This window comes from Clostridium aromativorans (genome assembly GCF_020908015.1).
GTDB lineage: Bacteria > Bacillota > Clostridia > Clostridiales > Clostridiaceae > Clostridium_B > Clostridium_B aromativorans.
In genome coordinates, this window is sequence record NZ_JAJJPB010000001.1 from 336,618 (window position 1) to 359,625 (window position 23,008).

The 23,008-nt window shown below is 33.8% G+C and carries 22 protein-coding genes, 1 pseudogene and 2 riboswitches; of the genes and pseudogenes, 4 read left to right on the forward strand and 19 right to left on the reverse strand.

Going from position 1 to position 23,008, the window contains the following annotated elements; translation table 11 throughout:
• Positions 1 to 21 precede the first annotated feature (21 nt).
• The 3 genes from LN736_RS01590 to LN736_RS01600 form a co-directional block, all read right to left on the reverse strand.
• Positions 22 to 930 (reverse strand): YegS/Rv2252/BmrU family lipid kinase, encoded by a 909-nt coding sequence (locus LN736_RS01590; RefSeq protein WP_150358455.1) that lies wholly within the window; start codon positions 928 to 930, stop codon positions 22 to 24.
• A gap of 175 nt (positions 931 to 1,105) precedes the next feature.
• A complete protein-coding gene (locus LN736_RS01595) occupies positions 1,106 to 1,528 on the reverse strand; it encodes a CBS domain-containing protein (RefSeq protein ID WP_150358456.1) in 423 nt (140 codons plus the stop codon).
• 65 nt (positions 1,529 to 1,593) lie between these two features.
• Positions 1,594 to 2,262, reverse strand: a complete 669-nt coding sequence (locus LN736_RS01600) for a TVP38/TMEM64 family protein (protein ID WP_150358457.1) — start codon at positions 2,260 to 2,262, stop codon at positions 1,594 to 1,596.
• A gap of 217 nt (positions 2,263 to 2,479) precedes the next feature.
• Between LN736_RS01600 and pssA the strand changes: the two genes are divergently transcribed.
• Complete coding sequence (gene pssA / locus LN736_RS01605; protein ID WP_179978054.1) at positions 2,480 to 3,007, forward strand: CDP-diacylglycerol--serine O-phosphatidyltransferase; 528 nt, start codon at positions 2,480 to 2,482, stop codon at positions 3,005 to 3,007.
• Between the two features lie 90 nt (positions 3,008 to 3,097).
• Here the strand turns inward: pssA and LN736_RS01610 are convergent, their stop codons facing one another.
• The 3 genes from LN736_RS01610 to ppx all read right to left on the reverse strand — a co-directional run bounded on the left by LN736_RS01610 (position 3,098) and on the right by ppx (position 5,691).
• On the reverse strand, positions 3,098 to 3,463 hold the full coding sequence (locus LN736_RS01610; RefSeq protein WP_179978055.1) for a hypothetical protein: 366 nt from the start codon (positions 3,461 to 3,463) through the stop codon (positions 3,098 to 3,100).
• Between the two features lie 69 nt (positions 3,464 to 3,532).
• The gene (locus LN736_RS01615) at positions 3,533 to 4,123 is read right to left on the reverse strand and encodes an acetate and sugar kinases/Hsc70/actin family protein (RefSeq protein WP_179978056.1); all 591 of its coding nucleotides are present in this window, start codon (positions 4,121 to 4,123) and stop codon (positions 3,533 to 3,535) included.
• 65 nt (positions 4,124 to 4,188) lie between these two features.
• A complete protein-coding gene (gene ppx / locus LN736_RS01620) occupies positions 4,189 to 5,691 on the reverse strand; it encodes an exopolyphosphatase (RefSeq protein WP_229980582.1) in 1,503 nt (500 codons plus the stop codon).
• Between the two features lie 222 nt (positions 5,692 to 5,913).
• Here ppx and LN736_RS01625 point away from each other — a divergent pair, with 222 nt between their 5' ends.
• The 3 genes and pseudogenes from LN736_RS01625 (at position 5,914) to LN736_RS01635 (ending at position 9,597) form a co-directional block, all read left to right on the forward strand.
• Positions 5,914 to 6,108 (forward strand): hypothetical protein, encoded by a 195-nt coding sequence (locus LN736_RS01625; RefSeq protein ID WP_229980584.1) that lies wholly within the window; start codon positions 5,914 to 5,916, stop codon positions 6,106 to 6,108.
• Positions 6,109 to 6,133: 25 nt separating this feature from the next.
• Positions 6,134 to 7,456, forward strand: coding sequence for a Ppx/GppA phosphatase family protein (locus LN736_RS01630; RefSeq protein WP_229980586.1), 1,323 nt, complete (start codon positions 6,134 to 6,136; stop codon positions 7,454 to 7,456).
• 13 nt (positions 7,457 to 7,469) lie between these two features.
• A pseudogene (locus LN736_RS01635) lies at positions 7,470 to 9,597 on the forward strand (RNA degradosome polyphosphate kinase).
• Positions 9,598 to 9,698: 101 nt separating this feature from the next.
• Here LN736_RS01635 and LN736_RS01640 read toward each other — a convergent pair.
• The 13 genes from LN736_RS01640 to LN736_RS01700 all read right to left on the reverse strand — a co-directional run bounded on the left by LN736_RS01640 (position 9,699) and on the right by LN736_RS01700 (position 22,993).
• Positions 9,699 to 10,925, reverse strand: a complete 1,227-nt coding sequence (locus LN736_RS01640) for a prenyltransferase/squalene oxidase repeat-containing protein (protein WP_229980588.1) — start codon at positions 10,923 to 10,925, stop codon at positions 9,699 to 9,701.
• A 48-nt stretch (positions 10,926 to 10,973) separates the two neighbouring features.
• Positions 10,974 to 11,672 (reverse strand): DUF4430 domain-containing protein, encoded by a 699-nt coding sequence (locus LN736_RS01645; protein WP_179978061.1) that lies wholly within the window; start codon positions 11,670 to 11,672, stop codon positions 10,974 to 10,976.
• Positions 11,662 to 12,378, reverse strand: coding sequence for an ECF transporter S component (locus tag LN736_RS01650; protein WP_150358067.1), 717 nt, complete (start codon positions 12,376 to 12,378; stop codon positions 11,662 to 11,664). The genes LN736_RS01645 and LN736_RS01650 overlap by 11 nt, the downstream gene beginning before the upstream one ends.
• Complete coding sequence (locus LN736_RS01655) at positions 12,375 to 14,009, reverse strand: ABC transporter ATP-binding protein (RefSeq protein WP_179978062.1); 1,635 nt, start codon at positions 14,007 to 14,009, stop codon at positions 12,375 to 12,377. Before LN736_RS01655 ends, LN736_RS01650 begins: the two co-directional genes overlap by 4 nt.
• Positions 13,990 to 14,898 (reverse strand): energy-coupling factor transporter transmembrane component T, encoded by a 909-nt coding sequence (locus LN736_RS01660; protein WP_179978063.1) that lies wholly within the window; start codon positions 14,896 to 14,898, stop codon positions 13,990 to 13,992. The genes LN736_RS01655 and LN736_RS01660 overlap by 20 nt, the downstream gene beginning before the upstream one ends.
• 111 nt (positions 14,899 to 15,009) lie before the next feature.
• Positions 15,010 to 16,437 (reverse strand): cell wall-binding repeat-containing protein, encoded by a 1,428-nt coding sequence (locus tag LN736_RS01665; RefSeq protein WP_229980590.1) that lies wholly within the window; start codon positions 16,435 to 16,437, stop codon positions 15,010 to 15,012.
• Positions 16,438 to 16,734: 297 nt separating this feature from the next.
• Positions 16,735 to 16,916: riboswitch (cobalamin riboswitch) on the reverse strand.
• A 109-nt stretch (positions 16,917 to 17,025) separates the two neighbouring features.
• A complete protein-coding gene (locus tag LN736_RS01670) occupies positions 17,026 to 18,336 on the reverse strand; it encodes an acetyl-CoA hydrolase/transferase family protein (protein WP_229980592.1) in 1,311 nt (436 codons plus the stop codon).
• Between the two features lie 283 nt (positions 18,337 to 18,619).
• Positions 18,620 to 19,870 carry a restriction endonuclease subunit S gene (locus LN736_RS01675; RefSeq protein WP_229980594.1) on the reverse strand — a complete coding sequence of 417 codons (1,251 nt, stop codon included), beginning with the start codon at positions 19,868 to 19,870 and terminating at the stop codon, positions 18,620 to 18,622.
• Positions 19,845 to 20,057: a hypothetical protein gene (locus tag LN736_RS01680; protein WP_229980596.1), complete on the reverse strand. Its 213-nt coding sequence runs from the start codon at positions 20,055 to 20,057 to the stop codon at positions 19,845 to 19,847. The genes LN736_RS01675 and LN736_RS01680 overlap by 26 nt, the downstream gene beginning before the upstream one ends.
• 212 nt (positions 20,058 to 20,269) lie before the next feature.
• Positions 20,270 to 20,469, reverse strand: a riboswitch (cobalamin riboswitch).
• A 69-nt stretch (positions 20,470 to 20,538) separates the two neighbouring features.
• Positions 20,539 to 21,645 (reverse strand): M24 family metallopeptidase, encoded by a 1,107-nt coding sequence (locus LN736_RS01685; RefSeq protein WP_229980598.1) that lies wholly within the window; start codon positions 21,643 to 21,645, stop codon positions 20,539 to 20,541.
• 87 nt (positions 21,646 to 21,732) lie between these two features.
• On the reverse strand, positions 21,733 to 22,524 hold the full coding sequence (locus LN736_RS01690; protein WP_229980600.1) for an IclR family transcriptional regulator: 792 nt from the start codon (positions 22,522 to 22,524) through the stop codon (positions 21,733 to 21,735).
• A 122-nt stretch (positions 22,525 to 22,646) separates the two neighbouring features.
• On the reverse strand, positions 22,647 to 22,886 hold the full coding sequence (gene larC / locus LN736_RS01695; protein ID WP_229980758.1) for a nickel insertion protein: 240 nt from the start codon (positions 22,884 to 22,886) through the stop codon (positions 22,647 to 22,649).
• 2 nt (positions 22,887 to 22,888) lie between these two features.
• Positions 22,889 to 22,993 (reverse strand): LarC family nickel insertion protein, encoded by a 105-nt coding sequence (locus LN736_RS01700; protein ID WP_229980602.1) that lies wholly within the window; start codon positions 22,991 to 22,993, stop codon positions 22,889 to 22,891.
• Positions 22,994 to 23,008: the final 15 nt, after the last annotated feature.

The following is a 23,008-nucleotide window of genomic DNA, read 5'->3' on the forward strand; positions in this document are numbered from 1 at the left end:
TATTACTATTTTAAACAAAAATTATATACTCTCTCCATATTTTGAATTCATGTTTACCCCTAAAACCTCTATCCCGCCTTTTATACATTCTATTGTAAGAGGAAAATCAGGACCCCTTTCACCGTCTATATCGGTGACTATATCTTCATTGCAGTCCACTTCTATTTTATCTGATTTAAAATATATAAGGCCTGCAGTATTTTCTAAATGATCTCCTCTCAGCATTTTTATAAAAAGCGTAATCGTGTCTTTTATCACTCCCGCCTTAATTATTATGACATCCAATAGTCCATCATCTATTCTGGCTTTATAAGCAAGATTTAGATTTCCAGCAGTCTGTCCGTTAAACACCATCATCAAGTACATATCTCCATCAAAAAATGCAGTTTCAGATTTCACCTTTATTTTAAGCTTTCTTAAATTATGGAGCTGCTCCAAGCCTTTAACATAATAAGCCAATTTCCCTATGGTATTTTTTAAATTCACATCGGTCTTTTGGGAAACATCCGTAAATAACCCCGTACTTGCCACATTTATAAAATATTTGTCATTTACTTTACCCAAATCCAAACTTCTAGGTTCACTATTTATTATCTGCTCACAAGCCCTTCCTACATTTTCAGGTATTCCTATAAATTTTGCAAAATCATTAGCTGTACCCACCGGAAGAATAGCTATAGGTATATCTATATTTAACCTTTTCATATGGTTTACAGCAGTATCCACCGTTCCATCTCCACCTGCCACTAATATGTAGTTATAAGTTTCATCTAACCCCTTAAAAGCCTCTTCCATATTAACACCAGGGCTAATTCTAAATGGAACTATTTCATATCCATATTTTTGATGTATTTTAATCACTGTATCTATACCCGACACTATAGTGTTCTCTCCCGAATATGGATTATAAATAAATTTTACTTTATTCATACTGAACTCTCCTATTACACAAACTTAATAAAATATGCGCTATTGATTCAATTATATTGAATTAAAAATTTAAATTTTTATTTACATCACCTGATATTATATCACCTAAAGTAATAAATCCACAAGATTACTGGTAATTCCTGTGGATTTATTCATAAATTATTAAATTCTATTTTTAGGATATGCCTGGCTTAGATATATTACTCAATGCATCTCCTGCCTGTTCATTGGACTTGGAGTTAGTAGCCAAATCACCCAATGACACCATACCCACAAGATGTTCATTTTCCACTACAGGAATTCTTCTTACCTGTCTTTCACTCATTACCCTAGAAACATCTCTCAAATCCATGTCTGGAGAACTTGTTACAGGGTTTGAAGACATTATATCCCTTACTGTCTTAGAATTATAGCTCTCACCCTTAACTGCCGATCTTATTGCAATATCTCTATCTGTTATAATTCCTATAACTCTATCCCCATCACATACTGGAACAGCTCCTATATTATTCTGTTCCATAATCTCAGCTGCCCTCTCTATGGTATCGTCAGCTTTCAGGCTAATTACAGATTTAGTCATTATATCCTTAACTTTCATTTACAAACACTCCTTTAAATTTAGATTACATAGAATATTATGTCCTAAATCAAAGATTATGTTGCTTATAAATTATTGGTATTTTTAGATATTCTCCTATGTACATATAAAGAGCAAAAGGCTATAATACATAAAATCATTATGGGTAATATGAACTTAATAGAAAAGGGATCCTCTAGATTTTTTCCCATCAATGAATAGGTAACCATTTCTGGCAAAGTTCCTATTAATGTGCCAAAAATAAAATCACTGTACTTCATCTTTGTAAGCCCTGCTGCATAACTCAATGGATCATAGGGAAACACAAAAGACAATCTCATTATGGTCATAACTTTAAATCCATATTTTTCTATATTTTTGTCCAATACTAAAGCTTTTCCTTTTAATATCTTGTCTACAAAAGAACGCCCTAAATATCTGGATAAGAAAAAAGCTACAGTAGCTGATCCAAAACATCCAATCATGCTCAGTAAAACTGCTATATGAGAATTAAATATATTCCCTGCAACAATGGACATAAGGGATGCTGGAAATATAATAAGCAGTGGCCTCAACGTATACATGACAATAAAGACAACAGCAGAGAATTCCCCGTAACTCTGTATATAACTCCTGATCCTATATACATTTATATTACATAATTTATCTTTATAAACAAACAATACGATTATGATAAATAAAACCAAGATGGCAAATATTATAGATTTAACAAAATTTTTATTATTCTTTCTCATGAATTTCCAACTATCCTTTTTACATGACTTTAAAGTTAAATTGGTAAAATATAAAGCATATTTTCAATAAAAATTTATGAACTTCCAACTAAAAAGAATTTAATCTACTTATTAACTATTTTTATAAAATGAGTTATAATTATTTTATGTAATTATATACTTTTTACTCGTTTTAAGCAATAAAATATTTTATTATTTTTTTAAGGAGTGATCCACAGTGGCTAAAATAAAACTAGCTAAAAGTACCGTCCCAAATGCATTTACTCTTACTAACCTCAGCTGCGGTATAATATCCCTAATAATGTCCTTTGAAGAAAATTATATATGGGCCGGCTTGTTTATATTGCTGGCATGTTTGGCTGATAGATACGACGGAAGAGTTGCTCGATTTTTAAAGGTATCCAGTGATTTAGGCAAAGAACTGGATTCACTGGCAGATTTAGTTTCTTTCGGAGTGGCTCCTTCAGTTCTCGCATTTAATCTCTATAATTTTTCTAACTTAGGCCTATTGGGCTATCTGCTGGTACTGCTGCTGCCAATATGCGGGGCATACAGGCTGGCAAGATTTAATATTACTGAATTTGATGGACAATTCTTCGGTATTCCCATAACTTTTGCAGGTATGTTCATGTCACTTTATTGTTTGATTACATTGAGACATCCTCTTCCTTCAGAAGTTACAATTCTACTTATTATAATACTTTCATATCTTATGGTATGTAAGTACAGATTTAAAAAATTTTAATCCTATATCTTAATAAAATTTTTTATAGGTACCAGTTAAACTTGTTGTTTAATGTAATAAAAGAAGAATAGGTACAGATCGGCTTTTTGCTTATTCTTCTTTTGTATTATCATCATATATCGTATCTAAGTTGTTCAAAAACAACTCTTCATCTATTTCTGTCTCCATATATTGTGCTTTCATTTTTCCCCTGATGATTTCAGTTCTCATTTTGCAATACTGTGCATATTCTACGGTAGATTTATCTATGGCACTTATGAGCTTATCGAGTATATCACCCAATTCATCTACCCTATGAAGAGCATCTTTTACCTCTTTCTTATGGGCAGATGCTATGGAATTTAATTCCCCTGCTCCTCCTATAAGTAATCTATAACAATTGGTTAGTTTAGACAATAAATCTGTCAGGTTATTTATATCACAATAATATTCTTCAATTATCTTTCTATGAGACATATCTATCACCCTGACTAAAATTTATAATATACTATAATATTTATATTAAAGTTATAATAAATTATAACTTCATACCTTCTTTAGCCTAACCTTTATAGAAAACATCTCCTCAAACAAAACTGATTTATTATTTAATTTCAAAAATATTTTTCCTATATTATCACTTTTTACATGGATGTATAGATAATTATCTTCTAAATTTATTTCCTCAAGAGCAGTATTCAGCCTATGCGTATGATCTAGGGCATCAGACACTCTTAGAATTGCTATTAATTTTAACAGTTCTTTTTTTTTCATTATATCATACAGTTGAATGTCACAATCCACATTTTTTCCGTGGCTACCTGCAATTATAGAAAGGCAATGCTTTAATTCCCATGGAACGGCCTGAAAATTTTCTTCCTGCAGTATTATATATTTAGTATGACGTTGATGGTTTGACTTGTTTATAAAACAGCCTACATCATGTAAAATTGCACTGCAGCTTAGAAGATTTCTGTAGTAGGATCCTATCAAATAGGACTTTTTATTTAGTTCATCATATATCTGGCCGGCAAAATTTTCTACTTTAATTTCATGATCTAATATATTTCTGACATTGTATTTTTCAGCGGTCTTAAATACATCATTAATTTTTACATAATCATATATATCGAGCATACAAAATCCTTTCATAATTATTTATACACTACAAATAATATGAAAGGATTTCTTTTTATATGAACTCATTTTACCACAAGCACTTTATTAAACACTTTATAAAAATAATCCTTGCAGTCATCAATCATGCCCATCTCAAGCAAAGATTCTTTTTTTGAAACTATATTTAAAATAACCTTTTCCTTTTCAATCTCAATGTCTATATCCACAACGTTGCCATCATATGCTCTATCAAGAGACCTTGAAATATAAAACACCAAAGACAATTTTTTAATCATTTCAATATCACTGCAATTTAGGATCTTGCCAAAATAATCAGTTTTTTTAATTTTGCCTTCTTCAAAATTGGACACTACAAAGGCTGTCATTATCTGTTCTCTATGGGTAAGTCCATATATCTTCAGGTTTCTCACAATGTAAAAGGAATAATTTTCCTGGCTCCCAAATCCCAGTGAAATACCACATTCACTGAGCATAACTGCAGACTTTAATATTCTATAATCCTCATCCTTCATGGATAACATATCTGAAAAAACTGCACATAATTTCTTGGCAAAGCCCCACACCAACTTTAGATGATCTTTATCCAGATTATAATTATTCATTATGTTATTCAATGAAAAATCAAGTATATTTTCAACAAGAGGAGGATAACCTTCTATTAATTTTCCATAAAGCAGTCCCTGCCTCAACCCGCTTTCACTGATACAGAGTTTTTTAGTATTGCAGTACTTTATCACTGTAGCTATACAGCAAATGGCGCCTACAAATATGTCCGCTCTGTCTCTGGATATTCCCCTCACTTTTTTATACTGAGAAATACCCATGTTCTTTAAAAAATTGTATATATCTATAACATCTTTAGAAGAAATTATATAATTATGAGGGTTATTAAAAGGATAATTGATTTTATTTCTATGTATTTTGCCAATAGTCCTGTGACTTCCTCCGATACCTATAAGAGACATACCAGATGCTTCTTTCAGCCAGCCTATTTTATCAAAATTTGACACCAGAAAAGCCTCTAGTTCTTTTATTCTTTTTTGGTTGTTTCCCTTAATGGAAAGAAATTTATCTGTGAGTGTAATTGCTCCCATTGGAATACTTATACACTCTTTTAGCTTTCTATTTTTAACCAGTATGAATTCAGTGCTGCTTCCACCTATATCCATTAAAAGTACAGATTTAACATCAATGCTGTTAACTACTGCCAGATAATCAAAATATGCTTCTTCATCTCCCGAAAGTACTCTTATATCTATTCCTATTTCTTTTTTTGCCCTATCTATGAACTCTCTCTGATTGGAAGCCTTCCGCACTGCTTCTGTGGCAACCGCCACAATCTCAGTTACATCATTTGAATCACATAGTCTTTTAAAATGAGATAATGCAATAATGGCCAATCTGATTTTTTCTTCACTTATGGCTCCATCAGCTGTCATATTCCTTCCGAGTCTTACTATGGACTTCAATTCATCTACAAACTGATAATTTCTTCCATTCATAATTTTTACAATCAAGACTCTCATGGAGTTAGAACCAATATCTATTATTGCCAATTTTTTCATAGCGTATCTCCTTATATGAAATTATAACTATTTACAATATACCTATTATATTATATAAATTCAGCAAATATTTCAACAAATATCTGGAAGTATATTTAAGGGTATGTTATTTAAATGTTAAAATCCTGTTAAGTTTAAAGTATTCACCACCCTCAATAAAGTATAATTTAATTGTTCATAATATAATTATTGCACTTAAAATTTATATTGGAGTTGATGTACATGAAAAGCATTAAATTGTCACAGACAGTAGCAGCCATAGATGCTGGTTCCAACTACTTGAGAATGAGTATTTCCGACATAGATCATGACGGTCACATCAATGTACTGGAAGATTTAATCAAACCTACCAATATAGGAAGAGATACTTTTTCAAGCGGCAGAATATCTGTTGATACTATTCCACAATACCTGTAATGACATAAAGGGATTCACACAGGTAATGAAAGATTACAAAATAAAAAATTATAAGGCTGTATGCACCAGTGGAATACGTGAAGCTGAAAACAAGCAGTATATCCTGGAGCAGATAAAACTCAGAACAGGAATAGAAATAGAGGACATAAATGTATCACAAGAACGTTTTTATATAATGAAAGCTCTAAAATACAATATATCTGAATTTAATTTTTTTGATGAAAAGACCACATTGGTTATAAATATAACAACAGGTTCAGTGGAAGCTTCCATTTTTGAAGATAATAAATTAAAATTTACAGAGCATATCCAAATAGGGTCTCTCAGGTTGAAAGAAACCTTTACGGGTTTGGAAAATAAGATTATGAATTTCTCCAATTTAATGAAGGAATACGTTGAAAGTAAATTATACTGGATAAAATCCAATACAAAGCATTTAAAAATAGAAAACCTCATCATAATAGGAGGCGAAGTACATACAATTGTCAATTTAATCAACAGCAGGGGCAATAATTCCAAAATGAATAATATAATACTTGGAAAAGATTTTAAATCACTGTACAATGAAATTAAAAATATGACTGAGGATCAAATCACTTTTAAATATAAAATCAGTGCCATTAAAATGAACCTTTTGCTCCCCACGCTGATTTTATTCAACTGCTTTTACAAGATGGCAAATACGGAAAGTATATACAACCCCAACATAACTTTAAGGCTTGGGGTCTTACAGGATCTTTCTGATAAGATTTTCAACCTTCCCCGTAAATCAAAGCTTATAGATGATATTTTAAGTTCTATAGATCATATTGCCGACAAATATAAGATTGACAAAATCCATTCCAATTACGTAGAAAAAATTGCACTGTCAATATTTGATCAAACTTTAAAAATTCACAAGATGGGGGAATCTGAAAGATTGTATCTGCAGGTATCCAGCAGGATTCACGATGTAGGACAATTTATAGATGCAGTAGATCCTGAAATTCAAGCTTATAACATAATAATAAATCAGGATATAATGGGATTTTCATATAGAGAACTAAACATAATAGCCAGCATAGCCAAATACCATTGGGATATAATACCTAAAGAATCAGATTATAATTATTCCATTCTGGATTCCAGAGATAAGATGGTCACATCTATGTTGTCTGCCATTTTAAAATTATCAGAGGCACTTGATACATCCCATCTTCAAAAAATAACAGATATAAAACTTACGAAAAACGGCGACATGCTATTTTTCAATACTACATCTGAAAAAGACATAAGCCTTGAAGAATGGGCTTTTAACAGTAAGGCAAACTTTTTTCAGGAAGTTTTCGGTATAAAACCAACAATTTAAGGAGGCTCAATTTATGGGTAAATTCAACAAAAGTAAAAATTTTATAAACAGAGAGCTAAGCTGGATAGAATTCAATAAGAGAGTACTGGAAGAGTGCAGAGATACAAATCATCCTCTATTTGAACGTCTGAGATTTCTTTCTATAACCTGTTCCAACCTGGATGAATTTTTCATGGTAAGAGTTGGCTCTCTCATGGATCAGATAAAGGCAGGCTTCAACAAACCGGATCCTTCAGGATTGACTCCAAAAGAACAGCTGGCAGATATATATTCAAGTGTGACAAAATTGGTGGCAAAGCAGTGCAGTTATTATAATCGTTCTTTAAAAATAGCTCTTGGAAAGGAAAACATAAAATTTCTAAAACCTCAGGATTTAGATGAAAATCAGAGCAAATTTATAAAAAACTACTATCGCAAGAATGTTTTTCCCGTTCTGACTCCAGTACTTTTAGACAGCAGCAGTGCTTTTCCACTGCTTTTAAACAAGAGTTTAAACATAGGTCTCATCATCGAGAAAAAAGGAGTCAAATCTTTCGCTACGGTTCAGGTACCCTCGGTACTTCCAAGGATAGTGGTGATACCAAGTGAATCAAATTTTAACATAATACTTCTGGAAGATATTATAAAATCAAACTTAAAAACTCTTTTTGGTACCGAAAATATATTATCCTGCGGATGTTACAGAATAACGAGAAACGCAGATATGGCTGTGGATGAAGAGGGTGCAGAAGATCTTCTTGAAGCCATAGAGGAATCTTTAAAGCAGCGTAAGTGGGGTGCTGCAGTAAGACTGGAACTTGAAAGGGGAATAGACAAGGATATAGTGAGAACCCTTGAGAAAGAACTGGAAATCTCAAAGACTCAGGAATATATCTTAAATGTTCCACTGGACTTGACCTTTTTAAATAAGCTCATATCCGTAAAAAAGTACAAATATCTGTGCTATGAGCCTATAAAGCCATTAAATCCACTTAAAGGGATGGAAGATGAGGACATTTTTTCCATAATATCAAAGAAAGATATACTCTTATACCACCCCTATGAGTCCTTTGAACCTGTTATAGAATTTGTAAAGCAGGCTGCAGAAGATCCTTCAGTACTTGCCATAAAGCAGGTGCTCTACAGGGTCAGCGGAAACTCTCCCATTGTAAGATCTCTTATAAAAGCAGCCGAAAATGGAAAACAGGTTACAGTGCTCGTGGAATTAAAGGCAAGATTTGATGAAGAAAACAACATAATATGGGCAAAGCAGCTGGAAAAGGCAGGATGCCATGTAATCTACGGATTAGTGGGACTTAAAACGCACTGCAAGCTTCTCTTAGTAGTCAGGAGAGAAAATGACGGAATAAAAAGGTATGTTCACATGGGCACTGGCAATTACAACGATGTAACTGCAAAAATATATACGGATTTGGGTCTTTTCACATCAAATCCCTATTTTGGTGAAGATGCATCCGTAATATTCAACATGCTTTCAGGTCATTCCATTCCAAAAGAACTTAAAAAGACCTGTATAGCTCCACTTAATTTGAGAGAAAGGTTTCTATATCTCATAGAACGGGAGAAAAACAACGCTCTAGATAGCAAACCTGCTAAAATAATTGCCAAGATGAATTCACTGGTGGATAAACATGTAATTGAAGCTCTGTACGACGCATCCTGTGCAGGAGTAAAAATCCAGTTAATCGTCCAGGGGTATATGTTGTTTAAGGCCAAAAATAAAGGGTGTCAGTGAAAATATAAGTGTAATAAGTATCGTGGGAAGGTTCCTCGAGCACAGCAGAATATATTATTTTTACAATAATGGTGAGGAAGCACTGTATTTATCCAGTGCAGACTGGATGAACAGAAATCTGGACAGAAGAGTGGAACTTTTATTTCCCATAGAAGATACAGATGTAAAGAATAAATTGAAGGGAATACTCAATACACAGTTAAACGACACAATCAAAGCTAGAATGCTGACCAGCGACGGTTCTTATTCTCATATAGACAAACGCGGCGGGAAACGGGCCCTGGACAGCCAGAAATTATTTTACGAGACAACCCTGGATCCGGACAAGAACTCTTTAAGTAAAACGGAGCTCTCCAAAAAGAAATGGAGGGAAGAAGGTTTTCAGGTACGTCAACCTCAAGTATAAAAATAAAGTTTAGAGTTCAAATATCAAATATAGTAGATTTTCGGTTTTACCCGAAAATCTTTATCATTTGATATTTTATATTTGAACTTTCATAAGAGGAGCTAATTTCTAAATATGCTGCCGGTCTGTTCTTTAAACATTTTATAAGCTTCCAGTGCCTCCGCAGCCTGTTCAGTAGAAAGAGGATCATACACATTCTGCTTATTATAGCTGAATCCTCCATCTTTTAATTTATAACTTAAAAGTTCATCTATCAGGTTTTTGTTGTTTTTCGTAAATTCACTGCCTGTAGGATCTATTCCATTACTGCAGAGAGCTATGATAACCTGAGATAAACTCTGGCTGTTCTCTACACCCATAGAGGAATATCCTGCATCACTGCCCTGCATGGAGGAAAGTTTTGCAATTCCGGCATCTACGACCTGCTTCACATCTTCTCTATCTCTATACGGTGCCAGAGCTGTGAGTGCCATAGATGTCATATCTGTATCCGCTTTATTACTCGTAATACTCCATCCATTATCCTCTGTCCTGGCAGATACTATTTTATCTATGAATTTATCTCTACTAACAAGGGCATCATTTGGCACGTCAAAATTTCCAGAATCCAAAGCTATAAGACCAAATATATAGGCATTTATACCCTGGTTATCCATGCCGGCATTATTGTATATTTTTTCTACCAGATTATATCCTCCAAAACTTGTAGAATCCTTGCCCAGTAATGATAGGACAATTACCATTCTCTCATAATCCGTAGGGGCAAAAGAATCGGCTTGTGATGAAGTCAGGCTGTTTTCAAAAGAAGTCCAATAACTTGGGGGAACTTCCTCTCCACATCTATATACCACCAATGCTTGCCAATCATCTTGGATCCCATCTTTTAAAATTTTATTCACAGTTGCATCAAGTGTACTTTCCACCTGAGACTTATAATTATAATCTTGAGATACAGAGCTCAATTCGAAAGTGTATTTAAGACTACTTTTTAAATACCTGCTTTCTGAAGAATGAACTCCATTTCCTACATTTAAAGAATAAACTTCCCCCTGCTTATATCCGCCTTCCGGAGCATCTACCTTTACTTTGCTGCTGTCAAGTAATTTTATACTGACATTTACTAAATTTCCTTTACTGTCCGTTACAGTTATGGCATTTTTGGTCTGATCATCAAAACCCACAGGTTGACTAAATTTTATAGTCCATGATCTATTAGAATCAGTTATAGTTTTATCTACAGAAGCCGCTTTCACAAGCAGCGGTTGAACCAATAGTATTGAAGTCACAGCCGTGCTTAAAACGGCATACTTTATCTTTGATCTTAACATTTTACATTTCCCCCCATATACAATTATTTAACAAATATAATCTAATCGTTACATACCATTTTTAACATACTTCCAAATCACAGAATCCCCACTCTTCAACACATATTGTCCACTTCCTATATTGGCCTTTACAAATTGGGACTGTCCTTTTTTCTTCACATAATAACACCATCCGGACATGGGTCCTTCTGCCCTCTCTTTCAGCCCATTTATATCTGAGAAATAAATTGTAGAACCAGTTCCCTTTGTTGTGTAACTTATCTTGACTCCATCAAGAACCTTTTGAGTTACATATCCTACGGTTTGTCCATCTATACCATTCAAATTTTTTTGTAAAACAACTCTATTTCCATGAGCTTCATCAATAATCTCAATAGAAGACTGCTCTACCGACTTTTGAGAACTAGCACCGGGTGCACTGGAATTTTGTGAAGAACCACCTTGAGTTGAAGAAGTCTGTCCAGTTTTGCTGTTTACCTTTGAAGCTCCATCTAAACTGCTGGAAGCAGAATTTTTAGACGATTTGCTGGAGACAGCAGGATTTCCCTTTTCATCTTTAGCACCACTTTGGCTTTTCCCAGCTTGAGCTGTACTATTTGACTTATTTTGGGCTTTCTCTGCACTTGCCTGTTTATTTGAAATAGTGCTGGTATATACGTTCTGAGCCTTGATCGCAAGCGCAAATATAACAGCGCATACCACAACAGCAGATACAATTATTATATACTTTTTCTTTTTATTCTTCATTAATTTCATCTCCCTTTTTAGTATTCATGTAACTTATAATCAATCTCCTATTATAGCGCTGAAGCACCGGTAAAAACCTCTTGTAAAATATAACTGAAAACACAAAAGAGCTGATTCCATGGAGAATATCAAAAGTCAATCCCGAAGCATAAGCAGCTAAAATTGAGCCTAAGTTTATAGGTTTTACGAAAGCCAATATATACTGAATGTTCATAATCCAGTCAAACATAAAGCCAAACAAAAAACACAGAATTGAGAATTTAAAAGTTGAAATTTTTCTGCCGCTCTTCCCCAATATCCCTGAAATGATTCCCACAAGCCCCCAGGAAAACATCTGCCAGGGAGTCCAGGGTCCCTGACCAAAAAATATATTGGATAAAAATGCAGTAGTGCTTCCAATTAAAAATCCCTCATAAGATCCAAATACAAAGCCAGAAATTGCCACTAAAAAAGTAACCGGTTGTATATTTGGAGCAGCAGCAAATACTATTCTGGAAACAGCTGCAAATGCACTTAAAGTAGCTATTATAGCAATTTCCTTAGTACCTGAGTGACTTTTTTCAAAATAGAAATAACTCATAAAAAGTATTGCAAAAACACTCACAGTGCATATAAGTGAAACTCCTGTTTGAAAATTACTTCTAACCGTAAGTGCCATTAGCACTATGATTATAAGAGAAGTAACTACAATAATAAATTTTTTCATATTGAACACCTTTCAATGGCTTCTTCCAGGGTAAATATACTATCATCCTTATCCCTCAACAATTTGTTCATGGAAGTTGTATAAAATATTCCATCTCCCAATACCTGCCTCTTATTTCCGTCTGCCACAATTCTCCCATTGAACATAATCATGTATCTTCTGCAAAAATTACTGGCAAAATCTGTATCATGAGTCACCAAAATAATGGAAGTACCCTTTCTATTGAGATTTTGAAGTAATTTCCCCAATTTGTTTTTAAGTCCACTCTCAAGGCCTCTCGTTGGCTCATCCAGTAGAATCATATCAGGCTGTAATACAAGTATGGAGGCTATGGCTACCCTCTGACGCTGACCGCCGCTTAAATCCCTTGGGTTTTTATCCTTCAGATCATATATTTCAAGTTCTTTTAAAACGCTATTCACTATTTTCTCATCATATATCCCATAATTGTCCATGGTAAATTTAACTTCTTCGTAAACACTGTCCTTTGACAAATAATCATTGGGATTTTGAGATATATATCCTATATGTCTGGCTATCTGCCTTATATCCATTTTCGAAGTATCTTCTCCATAGAGCCTTATGATGCCTTCATGCTCCACAAGTCCCAGAATAGTTTTTAAGAGAGTGCTTTTTCCGGCACCGTTGGCTCCCAATATTGCAATAAATTCACCATTTTCCACAGTAAAATTTATATCTCTCAAAACTTGTTTAGAGCCATATTTACAATTTAATTTGTTTACAGAAATCACTTCTTTGTCATTATTCTGGAATTCAGCAGCAGCAACTTCATTTCCTGATTTTACATTCAATGAGCTGTTTAGAATTTCCACCCGGGCGTCTTTAAAATTTTGCGGCATTTTATTAAAATTCATTTTTTTAAAGAACTTGAGATAATCGGGCATAAACATAAATTGTCTTTTATTACAATTATAATAAAAATCTCTCTTATCTTCAAATAACTCCAAAGTCCCATCATTCATGATAGCTATGGAATCCACAGTATCAAACCACCTGTTCACTCTCTGCTCTATGACTATTATGGTTATTCCGAGTTCTTCATTTATTTTTTTAGTTATATTCAGCATTTCTTCTGCAGAAGAGGGATCCAGCTGTGAAGTTGGTTCATCCAGTATTATACAATCCGGCATATATACAAGGGCAGAGGCCACTGCCACTTTCTGTTTTTCCCCTCCTGACAGGGAAGCAATATCTCTATCAGCAAGATGAAGTATTCCCGAAAATTGAAGTGCCTCATAAACTCTCCTCTTGATCACATCTTCATCCACTCCTATATTCTCCAGTCCAAATGCTACTTCCCTGTGGACTCTATTCATCATAAGCTGTTTTTCAGGATCTTGAAATACCATGGTTACCTTTTCTGCTCTTTCCCTATGGCTCATATCTTTTAAATATTTTCCACCTATTTTTATTTCCCCGCCTATGGTACCGCCATAAAAATTAGGTACTGTACCAACTATTGCCCTGGCAAGAGTCGATTTTCCAGATCCCGATCTTCCTGCTATTAACAGAAAATCATTTTTTTCTAACTGTAAATTTATATTTTTTAAAGACCTCTCTTTTTCCATAGGATAAGTAAAATTCAAATCCTTAATCTCTATATATGCCATACTTTTTCTCCTCGCCGTTCAATATTACAGTTAATGAAATAGCTACTATAAAGGCAAAAATTACAGCTATTCCGATGTTGATGAAATTCACAATGGTTACACCATCGTATATGTTAAATTGCACCCATCCTTTAAACTGTGCTGTTCCATAAAATATAATAAGGGCAGTACTCAAAGCTATTATCTCCCAGTCCCTCGCTTTAAATTTCTGCCTTTCATAGACACTTCTGCTTCCGCTTAAAAATCCTCTGACATAGGCTGCCTCACCTATGTTAAAAGAGCCTTCCATGGAATCCTCAAGAAGTATGGACATCACAGGAATATAACTTGCAGCTTTTTCTCTGGCTTTTTTCTTGTCAAACATCACACCTCTTACCTCATATATTTCCTTTAAATTTCTAAATCTATCCTTCATACTGGGTATGAGCTTGAAACTTATCATGAGCATGAGAGTGGATTTGGGCATTATGGATGAAAAATAGGAAACTGCCCTGTCAGAATCAACCATAAGCTCGAGTATTATAAAAAGATAGATTACCGCCAGAAATTTAAGGGACATCACCAGGGCATATATAAACGCCTCCAGTGTAAATCTTCTATTAAACAGATAAAACAGTGTTGTTCTTCCGGAACTCACAAAGAGTACATTCAGCAAAATTATAAAAAAAGCAATTGGGAAAAAATAGTACAGTGCCGTTTTGAATTTGTGCTTTTCACTGCAAAACACCGCAATAAACAGGATAAAGACATATACAGATGACAGTATCACCGGGTTGTCGTTGGAAAATATTATTACCATCATGGACATGAAAACCACAGAAGCGGTCAGCACGTGGTACTGTTTAAAATCAATGAAATACCTGGATTTTTCTTCATCTTTATAAGTCATGGATATTCACTTCCTTGTCAGCTGTTTAAAGAATGGCCGCAATCCCGAATAACAGCCATTCTTTAAGTATTCCCTAAAATGCTATTTTATTGTCATATGCTATTTGATAGATCACTGATTTTTATCTACAGTATTCATATCTGAATTACCCATATCTTCATAAGTCCAATCATGATAATCAAGTTTTATGATGTCTTTCGCTTTTGGCTTTATGGACTGAATACCTTCACTGGCGAATTCTTCATTTATATATATGAACCAACTGGTACCATGAGACCAATCTGGAGCAGATTCATTTAAATAACTCTGCCCATTAACGGATATAGAATTTATATAACCACTTCCCGCATCTATGTTGTCCACCATAGTTTCCAAATAATCCAATGCAATCTTACTAGTATCTATTTTGAAAATTTGTTTTTTTAAAAGAGTTGCTCCATTATTTTCAGTAAGCTCCAAGGTAAATGTCTCCTTATTTTCACCGTCATTATTAGTGGACTCTCCATTGAAATAACGAACCAGATCGTCCAAAATCACAGCTGGAACTACCGCAGTTCCGCCCAATGCAGTAATAATGGTTTTATCTGACATGTTCTCTTTTAAAAAGTCAGCTGTTTTCGAAGCAACAGTATTGTCAGTCAAAACAACAGGTGCAGATTCTGTAGCTGCAAGAGCTGAGCCGGAAAGCGCATCTGCAAACTCATCCCCATTGGGTCCATTTCCCCTTGCCACATACACATTGCTAAAGTTAAGATCAGATTTAAAATTCTGAAGCACGGCCAGATTTGTATCAAACCTGGTGGCGCCTCCAAGTCTTACAGCATTTGTAAGAGAAGATTCCAGATTGCTGGATATAACCCCAGTGCCGCCTATTATGTACGTTTTTTCTATATTTCTGTTTTTCAAGTAATTTTTCACTACCTGAGGAAGAACATCGCTCTGTGACAGCAATATGGGCATTCCCTTTTTAGCAGCTATTGAAGCTATCGAAAGGCTGTCAGCATAGCCGTTTCCAGATGCAACTACAATATTGCTGACATTTTCCAATTCTTCTGCTATTTTCACAGAGGTCTCATATCTATCTTGTCCACCTAATCTTTTCACAGCGCTGACACCAATATCTTTTAGCTGTGATTCCACATTATCAGATAAAGAGCCTGTCCCCCCAATCACAAATGCCCTATCCACTTTGAGCCTTTTAAGCTCTTTTATAGTTTCATCACTTAGCGAGTCCTGTCTTGAAAGTATTATAGGAGCATTATATTTTTTTGCAAGAGGTGCTGCACAGAGTGCATCTGCATAGCCATATCCCTGAGCTATAACAGCAGTAGCCGCACCATATTTCCATCCCTCCTGACTTATTTTTAGAGACGTTTCTATTCTGTCCTCTCCCCAAAGCCTGTTTTCATTTGCAGTTGTACTCATATTGCCGGCACTGCTTGAATCCGCATATACATTTCCAGTAAATCCGGATAAAGCAATGCCAATTACAAACAAAAGCATGACAATCTTGCCGATAATTTTTTTCATACCTTCCATATCATAATCCCTCCCCTAAATCAAGTGATTCTTAGGTTCAGGTGGAGTTTGCTAATAATGAATACTTTTTCTCCACCTGAACCTTACAAGAACTTATCCAGCCGCGTAGCAGTGCTTATCTCCCACTTTAAGAAGTTGGAAGTATTAGCAATGGTAGCGTTCGGATAAAAGATCAAATCAATTCCAATAATAAAAGGACCCCTAAGGATCCCACTATTTACATTCAATTATAGCTGCTTATATATATTTTGACACTAAAAAACAATTTAATAAAATGCATCATGTTTCCCTCCGAAAAAATCAACAAAATGTCAGGCAGGCTTCCTGGCTCAGACTCATCTTACTCCCTTATCTTCCCAGATATATTACCAGTGATACAAACAAGGTTTCATCCTCCATACAGTAGCGGTGGGACTGCAGTATTTTCTATACTTTTCCTTTTAAATATTTAAAACATCACCTAACATCAAATATTAAATTTTACAAATCATCTGTTGCTCTTACCGTTAAGTATAAGATATAAATTTTATTCAGTCAATATATTCAGTTAAATAGAAGTCGTAAAAGAGAAATGGATTACACTTTATTTTAATAACCGCAATTAAATCTATTTTCAAATTCACTTATCAGTTCATCTCTAAATTTCGGATGCGCAATTTTTATAAGCTCTCTAGCTCTTTCCTTTAACGATTTACCTCTAAGCTGTGCAATTCCATATTCTGTCACTACATAATGCACATCATTTCTTGAAGTAGTAATTGCTGATCCCTTGCTTAAGAAAGGCACTATCCTTGATACCGTACCTTTTTTTGCAGTAGATGGTATAGCTATAATTGATTTACCATCCTTAGCCATACTAGCTCCTCTCATGAAATCAATTTGTCCTCCAACTCCACTTATCTGCTTTAATCCCACACTTTCAGCAGTTATTTGTCCCATCAGATCCATTTCCACACAGGAATTTATGCACACCATTTTATAATTTTTCATAATAACCATGGGCTCATTCACATAATCCACAGAGTCGGATTCAACCATGGCATTGTCATTTACAAAATCATATAATTTCTTAGTACCCATCAGAAAAGTCACAACTAGCTTTCCTGGATGGAGAGTCTTTTTCTTGTTTGTTATTACTCCAGACTCAACTAAATCCACAATCCCATCAGATATCATCTCAGAATGTATTCCCAGATCTTTTTTATCTTTTAGAAATGAAAGTACAGCATCGGGAATAGCTCCTATTCCAAGCTGAAGGGTTGACCCATCTTCTATTAAAGAAGCACAATATTTCCCTATTTTCTTTTCTACATCTCCTATTTTAGAAGGTGCCATTTCAACCACAGGATGTGTATTTTCAACTATACACTCTATATCAGAAATATGTATGAAACAATCTCCAAGAACTCTTGGCATATTTTCATTGACTTCTGCAATAACAATTTTAGCGCATTCTGTTGCTGGCTTTATAAAATCATTGGAAATTCCAAAACTACAGAAGCCGTGATTATCCGGTTTACTTACCTGTATCAACGATACATCTAAAGGGATATATCCTTCCTTAAAAAGCCTTGGCATTTCATGAAAAAAGCATGGAACATAGTCTGCTCTTCCCGAATTGACAGCATTTCTTACACCTTTACTTACAAACAACGAATTATAATGAATATATTCCTCAGTACCTTCTTGTGCGTACTTACCTTCAGATCTAGGCAGCATACTGTACAAATTTAAATTCTTGTATTTCTCTTTGTTCTTTACCAAAGCATCAAGAAGCACTAAAGGCTCTGCACATCCAGTTCCAAAAACTACATTATCACCTGATTTGATTTTAGATACAGCTTCATCTGCACTTACCAATTTACTCTTATATAAATTTTCCAATTTTGTAGAGATCATTTTAAAACCACCTTTCAAAAAATTTTATAAAATTAGGGATAAGTAAATTTCCACTCAATCCCAGGGATCTCTTGATCTACTCTGCACAATAAAAAAGAGAATCCAAAAGGATCTTCTTTCATATTTTAAATAAACCTGAATGTTAAAAATATCACTTACTACTGGATATTAAATTTTTATAAATTATTTATTGCCTTACTTTTAAGTATAAGATATAAATTTTATTCAGTCAATAGATATTCAAGCATAGATTTTTATCTATAAACACTACTTTCCTTAATTTCTATGTGATATCTTCCAATAATATTTTACCGGAAACCAATTTGGAAAGGGATATATCCCTGATATTTGTCAAATTACTATTGATAAAATTATTTTGAGCCATTTTTTTATACAGCTTTGAAATTAATCTATTAAACTTTATAATTACATTACCAGGTGGAACAATAACAGGTATATTCCTCAATTCCGTGAGAGAAATATATTTCTGGCTGTTTCCCGTTATTCTAGTCTTTATGTAATTCTTCATTCTATCCGAGGACAGATACATAAAAATAAACTCTGCCATCTCTTTATTTGATGATGTCTTTATAAGCCCTACATTTTTTATGGTGTAATCTATACATTCGTCTTGAACAAGCAGTGTGTTTCCTATACTTCCAATCATCGTTATTAAAATATCAAGCTTTTCTACCCTGCTTCTTATATTAATTCTTTTGAAATCCTCCTTAGATATAAAATTAACATTTTTAAATTCTATGCTATTGTTTTTTATATTCCTGGAAGTTATAAGTTTATATCCTGCTTCTTCCTTTTTAGGGGACTCATGGGTTCCGTCTGTTACAGGAACTATATCTTTCATTTTTTCTATTCTCCAGCACCCAGGTATATTCCCCAATTCACTTTTTCTGAATTCATCCTGACTAAAAGGTATAAAATCCACAAAACAATATTGAAAAATAGCATTTGCCATTTCATTAATAACTTTGTTCATCTGATTATTCAATTTAATTTTATTATCTAATGAAGAAAGAATAAAAGCAATTTTTTTCTGCTGATCCATAGGCGGTATATATATTTCTAAATTCTCAATTGCTTTCTTGGTAAGAGTTGTTCTAACACTGCCTTTCATGACCATGGAAATTAATAAATTCTGCGTTTTATCCCACATCAAAAAATATTTCAAAAAAATAGGATCAATAATATTCTTTTTTACTCTTATTACAGAAACATGTTGATTTACCATACCTCCTATTATATCTTCAGGTACCAGTGTGAATCTCAAAGAAGAACTTAATCTCATATTGATCAATATATCCCCTTTTTCCAGCTTTACACTTTTGATTCTCTCTGCCGCACTATATTCAATAAATGAAAGTCCCTCATAAATAAATATACCATCGCCTATATTATGGCTTCTTACAAAAGGTACTACAGATTCTTTACAAATTTCTTCAGTAATTTTTACAGATGAGCCTCTACTTATTCTGGAACAAATTCTCCCGAGCTTAGCTTTTTCCCATAAATTTCCCATGTTCTATTTCCTCCAAATTATGTTTTATCAATATATCCAACCTGTAGCTTTCATCCATTTGATTGTATAATTTATCAATAAGTTTTGACATTTTATTTTCAAATATAATCTCTTTAAAGCTTCTATTTTCTTTATTCAGACAATACTTATCAAAATTATCTTCAGTTTTTTGCAACTTTTTTTCCATTTATCTTCGCCTCCTAAAAACACTTTCTTTACTGCACAATAAGAAAGAGAATCCAAAGGGATCCTCTTTCTTTATCTTAAATACATCTATTTACAAGTTAAAATATATTACATCAAACAAAGACTATATAAAGTGTTGTTTTCACAATACTTTTAATCTTCCATTTACGCAACAAATATCACTTAAGTTATGTAATATCTCTCCCTCCGAAAGAATTAACAACATATCAGGCAGGCTTCCTGGCTCAGATTCATCTTACTCCCTCGTCTTCCCGGATCTATTTCACCAGTGACATAAATAAGGTTTCATCCTCCATACAGTAACGGTGGGCTGCAGTGTTTTTTACACTTTTCCTTTTAACTGCTATCTTGATATCATTTAAAATAGCAGCACCTAACAGTACATATTAAATTTTTATAAAATACATTCCTTATTAGATAGTATATATCAAAATTTTTTATAGGTCAATTTTGAAATCAATTTATTTTTGTATCATCTTTTTAGAAAATTCAGTAAGCAGTTCTGCTCCCTCTTCCCTAACTCTCAATACATCAGTTATGCGTGGTCCCCCTACACTTTTTTTATATATAGTAGGCAATAACAAATCCACAACCATATTTTTATCTATTACAGTATCTCCGTTACGCTTTATAATTGGATAAAATTCAGACTGCCTAATTCCAACTCCATATCCAGCAATATCTAAAAAGTTTTTTCCATACCCCGCATTACTTATCACTTTAAAAACAGCATCATAAACAGCACCAACAGATATTCCCGGTTTCAATGCATGAATGGCTTTATCCTGAGCCTCAACCAAAACATTATATATCTTTCTGGTTTCAGGCTCCACCCTCCCAAGTGCTATAGTTCTGCACATCTTTGACGTATATCCTTTATAGGATGCTCCCAAATGGATTACAATGGCCTGATTATTGTCTATAGTATAATTGCCTGCATAAGGATGAATTATAAGCTGCCTTTTCTGTATCAGTACTTGCATTCTAAAAGTGGATCCTTCAGAACCAGCTTTCTGCATTGCATATTGCGCCTCTGCAAGTACTTGGACTTCAGTCATTCCAGGCTTTATTGAACTGACTGCAGCTTCCATCCCTTCTTTTAAAAATTCGCTGGCTTTTCTAATATACTCTACTTCACTTTCATCCTTTACAGAACGTATTTTATAACATATATCAGTTATGTCTGAAAATTCCATTCCTTTTAAGCCCATACGCAGTGCATCAAATACACTGAATTCTACAAAATATTTACTAAAACCTACGTTTGGAGAATTAAACCCCATATACCTTATTACCTGTACCAGCTTCCTGCCTAGATTACTCTGCGGAAAATCATATCCAACTACGTTTAAATGGCAACATTTTTGTTTTATAAAAGCCAAATCCATAGCTAAAGTTATGCAGACAATACCCCCCTTTGAAGGTACAACCAATGCCATACATTCTATATTAGTTAATCCAGTATAGTAGATTAAGTTTTCCCTGTCCACCAACACAGCCATATCTATACCTGATTTTAAAATCTCCCTTTGAAGTTCTAAAAGTCTTTTTCTATATATATCACTCATAAAATTATCCCCCATTTGTTTATCAAATCAAACGTGGATTAAATCCTATTCTATCAAAAATTACAGATATCTCTTAAAATTTATTCTCTATAAATTTTTGTACTTCTCCGTTTTATATCCCAATGTTTCAGAGATTTTAGCAACAATACGTTTTAAATCCTTTGCTATGGATTCCAATTTTTCATCACTCATCCTGCTGGCAGGACCTGATACACTAATAGAACCTACAGGATATCCGTTATAATTTATGATAGGTGCGGCTACACATCTTAATCCCACTTCCAATTCTTCATTATCAATACAGTACTCTCTTTTTCTGATCTCCTTCAGTTCATCTCTCAATTTATCAGGATCTGTAATTGTATTACACGTAAATTGATTAAAATCAGTGTTTTGAATTATATTATCTATGTCCATCTCAGGCATAAAAGCCAATATAGCCTTACCTACTCCAGTACAATACATATAAACACTCCTTCCAAGCTGTGAACTCATTTTAATAGCACTTTCGCCTTCAACTTTGTCTATATATACCGCCTGATTTCCATTGCATATGGCTAAATGAGCCGTTTCGTCATACTTATCTACCAATTCTTTTAAGTATGGGAATGAACTGGCCCTTAAATCCATACCTTCTTCAACTAATTTCCCCAATTCAAAAAGCTTCAGCCCTAATCTATATTTCCCATTTTCTAAATTTTGCTTTAAATATCCTCTGCTTTCCAATGTGCTAAGGAGTCCAAAAGTTGTACTTTTATGCAAATCCAGACGATTGGCAATCTCCGTAACACCTAGCTCATTATCTTTTTTAGAAAAACATTCCAGTATCTGCAGTGCCCTATCCACTGATTGAATTAAGTTCGATTTGCTCTTTTGCATCTTCTATACACCTTTTCCCTTTATAATTACATTTATTATCAAAACTGCTAAATTTACATATTTTTATTATACTTTTATTTCATATATTTGTCAGCCGATAATTTTACTATATTATATATTTTTTACAGATATATTATATTCTCCAGCTTTGCTGCAACGCTCATAATATTCAGGAAATAATTTGGTATTTGATCTATAAAAAATTCTATTTTCACTGAAACCTTGCCTAAAGGGATAGGAGTTCTTTCCATCTTATAGGGCATCATATATTTATGGAATTTAAATAACTTTACTCCAATAGTAGTAATTCCCTTAAATATTATTTTCAGGAGTTTATTCACATCTTTTTGAAACTCACTCATATTCAAAATACTGACAATTCCATTTTCCTTGCATTAACCAAGGCCTTCAATATCATATTTCCACTTATTCCTTCAGTACACTGAAAATAATCTTCTTCATAAGCCATTCCTCCTAAAAATTT